Below are 6,733 nucleotides of genomic sequence, written 5' to 3' on the forward strand. Positions count from 1 at the left end.
GGGTGAACCATTCACAATAATGATCCCGCCTCCTAATATTACTGCGCCTCTCCATATGGGCCACGCACTAAATCTAGTAATTCAAGATTTCATAATTCGCTTCAAGCGCATGAAAGGATTCAGAGCGTTATGGGTCCCTGGCGAGGACCACGCCGGCATAGCGACCCAAAACGCAGTTGAGAAGGATCTCGCCAAGAAGGGTACGAACCGCAAGGAGATGGGGCGAGAGAAGTTCCTTGAAACAACATGGGACTGGGCAAAGGAATACAGGCAGCGGATTCGCGAGCAGATTGAAGCTATGGGTTGTTCGGTGGACTGGTCAAGAGAGAGATTCACTATGGACGACGGGCTAAGCGAAGCGGTGAGAAAGGCCTTCGTCGATCTCTACAAGGAAGGGCTTATCTATAGAGGCAAGTACATTGTTAACTGGTGTCCGAGGTGTTCCACGGTTCTTTCAGATGAGGAAGTAGAGCATGAAGACGAAAAGGGAGCCTTTTACCATATAAAATACCCGATCAAGGGCGGAGAAGAGTTCGTAGTAATTGCAACAACCAGACCTGAGACGATGCTCGCCGATACCGCGGTTGCCGTCTATCCCTCCGATGAAAGGTATTCCGATCTAACGGGTAAGACTGTAATACTGCCGCTTATGGAAAGGGAGATACCGATCATTCAGGATAGGTATGTCGATCCGTCCTTTGGCACAGGTGCTCTGAAGGTCACGCCCGCCCATGATCCCAACGATTTTCAGATAGGGTTGAGACATGGTCTGGAGGTAATCGAAGTCATAGACAAAGATGCGAAGATTAACGAGAACGGCGGGAAGTATCGCGGTCTAGATAGATACGAAGCGAGGAAGCAAGTAGTCAAGGACCTCGAGGAACAGGGGTTTCTAATCAAGGTAGAGCCTATGGTTCATGCGGTGGGCAGGTGTTATCGCTGCGACACGGTTGTTGAGCCGTCCCTTTCCGATCAATGGTACGTCAAGGTTGGTCCGCTCGCGGAAAGAGCGATCGCTGCCGTAGAGAATGGCGAAGTCGTCTTCTTCCCTGAGACTTGGAAGAAAGTATATCTTAACTGGATGCGGGAGATTCGCGATTGGTGCATTTCTCGCCAGCTATGGTGGGGTCACAGGGTTCCTGTATGGTACTGCGATGACTGTAACGAAGTCATTGTCGAAGAAAACGATCCTTCGGTTTGTCCGAAGTGCGGCTCCAGGAAACTGAGACAGGACGAAGACGTTCTTGACACATGGTTCTCCTCGCAGTTATGGCCCTTCACTACCCTTGGATGGCCGGAAACGACACCCGATCTAGAGACTTTCTATCCTACAAGTGTACTGGTCACGGCCTTCGATATCATCTTTTTCTGGGTAGCCCGAATGATAATGGCCGGATACCATTTCATTGGAGACAGACCGTTCGATCACGTTTACATAACCAGGCTGATAAGAGACAAGAACGGCAGGAAGATGTCGAAGTCTCTCGGAAACGGCATAGACCCTCTGGATGTCATCAAGGAACATGGAACAGACGCTATGCGCTTCACATTGGCCATTCTAGCCGCGCAAAATCACGACATAAAACTTGACGTCAAGTTCTTTGACACTTACAAGAAATTCGCAAACAAGATCTGGAATGCAGCCAGATTTGCACTGCTGAACATAGAAGGCTTCGAAGAGATCGATCTGCGCAAAGAAAAGCTGGCAATTGAGGATAGGTGGATCCTTTCCCGATTGGCAAGATCCGTCAAGACTGTGGAAGAGTCCATTGACTCTTATGACTTCCCCAGCGCGGCAAAGACGATCTACTCCTTCTTCTGGAACGAGTTTTGTGACTGGTATATAGAGAGTATAAAGCCAAGACTGAACGGCGGCGGAAGAGACAGAACGATAGCGCAGAATGTACTTGTAAGAATCCTTGACTCATCGTTGAGAATGCTTCATCCCTTTATGCCGTATATCACGGAAGAACTCTGGCAGAGACTGCCCGATTCGAAAGGTCTTTTAATCGCCTCCGAATGGCCGGAATTTGATGAATCCGATTTCGATGTTTCTTCCGAAAATGAATTCTCAAAGATCATGGAAATGGTAAGGGGAATCAGAAACGTGAAGGCGGAAATGAATATACCTCCCTCTTCACGCACAGACGTCTATTATCTCGGAGAGAGAATTGACACCGAGATTCTCAAACTCGTCTCAAATCTTTCGAATTCGGGTGAACTGATTGCCAGGAGCGAAAAGGCATCGGGAAGCGTATCTGCCTGGGGAGATTCAGGAAACACTCTGTATGTTGTGCTGGGCGAGATCGACACGATTGCTGAAATTGAAAGATTGGAAGGGAAGCTGGAGAAGGAAAGAAGCGACCTTGCCAGAACAAAGTCGAAACTCGAGAATAAGAGCTTCGTCGACAACGCCCCTGAAGAGGTAGTAAACGAGAATAAGGAAAGGCTTATCATTAGTCAGGACAACATCCGCAGGATCGAGAAGATTATTGAAGACCTGAAATGAAGACTTACTCCGAGGCCATCCACTATCTTTACAACTCAAGACCATATGGAAAGATAAAGTACGGTCTCTTCCGGATTAGAGAGCTTCTGGAGCGTCTTGGCAACCCGCAGGAATCCTACCCTATTGTCCATATAACGGGTACAAACGGGAAAGGCAGCGTAGCTTCTATAGTAAGAACCCTGTTCACTTCTCACGGTTTGAAGGCCGGGCTGAATATCTCGCCTCACATAACGACTTTCAGGGAACGAATCCAGGTTGACGGAGAGTACATTTCGGAGGACGCTGTCAGCAGAATCCTGGAGTCGATGGAGCCTGCGCTGAAGAAGATGGATGAGAAGGGCGAAGAGTATGCTCCAAGCTTCTTTGAGGTGGTCACCGCGATGAGCTTCCTGTATTTCAAGCAGCTGGCTTGCGATATTGTCGTTCTTGAAGTTGGTCTTGGAGGCAGGTTCGATGCGAGCAACGTAATCAGCTCTTCTCTAGTCTCGGTGATAACAAGTATTGGACTTGATCATACAGGTATTCTCGGCGATTCCGAAGAGAAGATAGCCGTAGAGAAGTCCGGAATAATCAAGGTGAACAGCCCGGTGGTTTCGGGAATCACAAGACCTGCCATCAGAAGGGTTGTCTCTGAAACTGCTAAGAGCATGGGGTCTCCGACTTTCTTCATAGGGAAGGACTTCAACGCATACGGCAGAGAATACAAGCTAGACAGCAATGTTTTCGACTATGAAGGAACGAATGTGTATTACGATCTCATCACCAACCTCAACGGCGAGCATCAAGTAGCAAATGCAGCAGTGGCGCTAAAAACAGTTGAAACAGCCTTCGATAGGGTTGGCAAATCAGTAGATGAAAACCGCTTGAGAAAGGCTTTGAAGAACGTTATTTGGCCCGGAAGATTTGAGGTCTTTTCCGTGCTCTCAAAGACAGTGATTCTTGACGGCGCGCACAATCCCGATGCCTCGAGGATTCTGAGAAAGACAGTCGAACGGTATTTTGCCGGCGAGAAGCTCACTCTGCTTTTCGGCAGCCTCGACGACAAGGACTACGAAAGCAACATAAGAACGCTTTCATCGATAACAGACAGGGTAGTGGTCTGCAGAGTTCCGAATCACAGGAGTCTCCATCCGGAAGAAGTCGCCAATACCTGGAGGAGGTACTGTGATCAAGTTGGTTTTGTCGATTCTCATGAAGCCGCTTTGGAGACAGTGCTGCAGACTTCCGAGAAGATTCTTGTCTGCGGGTCGCTGTATCTGGTCAGCGAGACGAGAAACATATTGACTGGAGTGAAGGAATATGCTGGAAGGCATTGAAGGGCTAGTAAGAGAGATTAGAGAGTCTGAAGTTGTCGTAAAGGTTGGAGGGCTTTTCTTCAGGCTGAACTGCACGCCCAACACAATCGCCAAACTCTCCGGCGACAGAGAATTCTTCTTCCTAACGTATGTCTCTTACTCGCAGGACAGACCCCCGGAACTCTATGGATTCTTGGACAGGGAAGAGGAGGAATTGTTCAACATCTTGCTCAAAGCGAGCAAGATAGGTCCGAAATCGGCTATGAAAATTCTCTCGTCTGCCTCTCCTTCAAGAATAAAGCAGATAATCTCTTCAAAGAACGTTACCGAGCTTTCTTCGCTGCCGGGAATCGGGAAGAAGACTGCAGAGCGAATGATCGTGGAGCTTTCATCTTTGATAGACTCGTCTTTCGTTGAAAGCGAAGAAACGATGCCCGATGTACGGCGATCTGTAGGCGAAGAGGCCATAGTTGCGCTCGCCTCTCTCGGTTTCGATGAGTCTCAGGCCAGAAGAACGGTCGTCAAGATTCTCAGAAACAGCCCCGACGTCGACATGCATGAGTTGATCAAAGGCGCTCTAAAGGAGATGCGTAAGTAGAACAAACGGCATAAGATTCGAACACTCTTCCGTGAAAGAGGGTAGAGAGTTAGTGCTCACCTTCCGGCGGTTCTGCGAGATCGAGAGAAACCCGAACGAAACCTATCATTCAAATGAACCGTGGCCTTCATTTTGCCGAATAACCTTCTCCTGCTAACCTCTCTACTCTCCCGAAAGAGTTTCCAGTAAGTGAGACTGTTTCTATCGATGCACGCGAAGAAGATCGGCCCATTGAAAACTGTTCTTCGCATGGTGTAGAATTGTTTGCCAGTTAGCATCGAAAGGAGTTGATCTGGTGCTCTTCGAACTTGATTCTTCTTACAATCCTCAGGGAGACCAACCGCAGGCTATAGAGAAGTTGATCGAAGGACTTGAGAGTGGAGATAGATTCCAGACCCTTCTAGGGGTAACGGGTTCGGGAAAGACTTTCACCATGGCGAACGTAATAAGCGCACTTCAGAGACCGGCCATAGTGATTTCGCCTAACAAGACCCTTGTGGCACAGCTATACAGAGAGTTCAAGACCTTCTTTCCGAAGAATAAAGTAGAGCTCTTCATAAGTTACTACGATTATTACATGCCTGAATCGTACATTCCATCGAAGGATCTGTATATCGAAAAGGAAGCTCAGATAAACGAAACACTGGAGAGGATGAGGATTTCCGCTCTGAAATCCGTCCTGACGAGGAACGATACAGTCGTACTCGCAAGTGTTTCTGCGATCTATGCAAGCGGAGATCCGAGAGATTTCGCCAGTATGAACATTCATCTGGAGCGCGGAGAGACGGTCAACAGAAGGGAGCTTGCCCTGAAGCTCGCAGGCATTCAATATAACCGTTCGGAGGATATCTCTGCAGGGGGCGTATTTCACGTGAAGGGAGAGATATTTGAAGTCTTTCCTCCTTATGAGGATCACGGAATTCGGTTGTACTTCTTCGATGATGAAATTGAGAGAATCGTGTCATTCAATCCTATAAACAGAAAGACAATCGAAGAGCTGGATATGGTCACCATCTACCCTGCCAAGGAATTCGTCACGACTCAGGAGAAGATTCTCGGCGCGATGCGAAACATAGAAGAAGAGCTTGAGGAGAGAGTGAAACATCTCGAAAGAGAGGGAAAGTATCTAGAGTCGCAAAGGCTTAGACAGCGAACCACTTACGACATGGAGATGCTTTCAAGTGTTGGATACTGCTCTGGAATAGAGAACTACTCCCGCTTCTTCGACGGCCGTCATCCGGGAGAGAAACCGTACACTCTGCTCGACTACTTTGATAAGGATAAGTTCATAACATTCATAGATGAGTCGCATATCGGGGTCCCCCAGCTTGGAGCAATGTACAGGGGAGACTATTCAAGGAAGAAGAACCTTGTCGACTACGGCTTCAGATTACCTGCAGCCTTCGACAACAGACCTCTAAGGTTCGAGGAGTTCCTCAAGACTGTAGGACAGATAATCTTTGTCTCTGCGACGCCCGGTAATTTCGAGGCCGAACACTCTACCAGAGTCGTCGATCAGGTTATCAGGCCGACGGGACTCATAGATCCCGAAGTCATTGTGCATCCAACCGAGAGTCAGGTAGATGACTTTATCGAGAGGATGAGAACCGTCAAGAAGAGAAGTGAACGAGCTCTGGTCACGGTTCTGACTAAGAAGGCTGCCGAAATGCTTTCAGACTATCTCAACGAAGTCGGTATAAGAGCGGAGTATCTTCACTCCGAGCTTGACGCGATTGAGCGGGTCGAGGTCTTAAGAAAGCTTCGAGACGGCACAGTAGAGGTCGTAGTAGGTGTCAACCTGTTGAGGGAAGGACTCGATCTTCCCGAAGTCTCCCTGGTCGCGATAATGGATGCAGATAAGGAAGGCTTCCTCCGTTCCGAGACAACTCTGATTCAGACCATCGGAAGAGCGGCGAGGAATGTAAACGGTCAGGTAATTCTTTATGCCGATACGATCACCGGTTCAATGAAGAGGGCTATAGATGAAACAAACAGAAGAAGACTCAAGCAGCTTGTGTATAACAAAGAGAATAACATCACTCCCGAAAGCATAGTGAAACCCCTCTATAAGAATATCTTCGAAGAGTTCGCCGGTGAAGATCTGAATAAAGAGAGAGAAGAAAAGGCAAGGGCAACTTATCTGGAGGGTGTTCTGGCTCTAAAAGAGTCTCTCGATTACGATGATTACGTCGCTCTTCTTAATGAGGAGATGATTAGAGCCGCTGGAGAGCTCAGGTTTGAGGACGCAGCCATATTGAGAGATGAGATGCACAGCCTGAAGAAAAACAAGCAGAGGATCTGACCATGTTCTAACTCATCATGCCCTTAAGT

At 48.1% G+C, this 6,733-nt stretch carries 4 protein-coding genes; all 4 read left to right on the top strand.

Annotated elements, in window-relative coordinates; genetic code table 11:
- The coding region (locus B3N33_RS06200) for a valine--tRNA ligase (RefSeq protein ID WP_292592550.1) at positions 1–2,509 on the top strand (2,509 nt) is incomplete at its 5' end.
- Positions 2,506–3,825: a bifunctional folylpolyglutamate synthase/dihydrofolate synthase gene (locus B3N33_RS06205; RefSeq protein WP_292592552.1), complete on the top strand. Its 1,320-nt coding sequence runs from the start codon at positions 2,506–2,508 to the stop codon at positions 3,823–3,825. The genes B3N33_RS06200 and B3N33_RS06205, both read left to right, overlap by 4 nt.
- Positions 3,809–4,402 carry a Holliday junction branch migration protein RuvA gene (gene ruvA / locus B3N33_RS06210; RefSeq protein ID WP_102819091.1) on the top strand — a complete coding sequence of 198 codons (594 nt, stop codon included), beginning with the start codon at positions 3,809–3,811 and terminating at the stop codon, positions 4,400–4,402. Before B3N33_RS06205 ends, ruvA begins: the two co-directional genes overlap by 17 nt.
- Before the next feature lie 295 nt (positions 4,403–4,697).
- Positions 4,698–6,704, top strand: a complete 2,007-nt coding sequence (uvrB, locus tag B3N33_RS06215) for an excinuclease ABC subunit UvrB (RefSeq protein WP_292592555.1) — start codon at positions 4,698–4,700, stop codon at positions 6,702–6,704.
- The last annotated feature ends 29 nt before the right edge of the window (positions 6,705–6,733 follow it).

Source organism: Mesotoga sp. UBA5825 (assembly GCF_002432955.1).
GTDB lineage: Bacteria > Thermotogota > Thermotogae > Petrotogales > Kosmotogaceae > Mesotoga.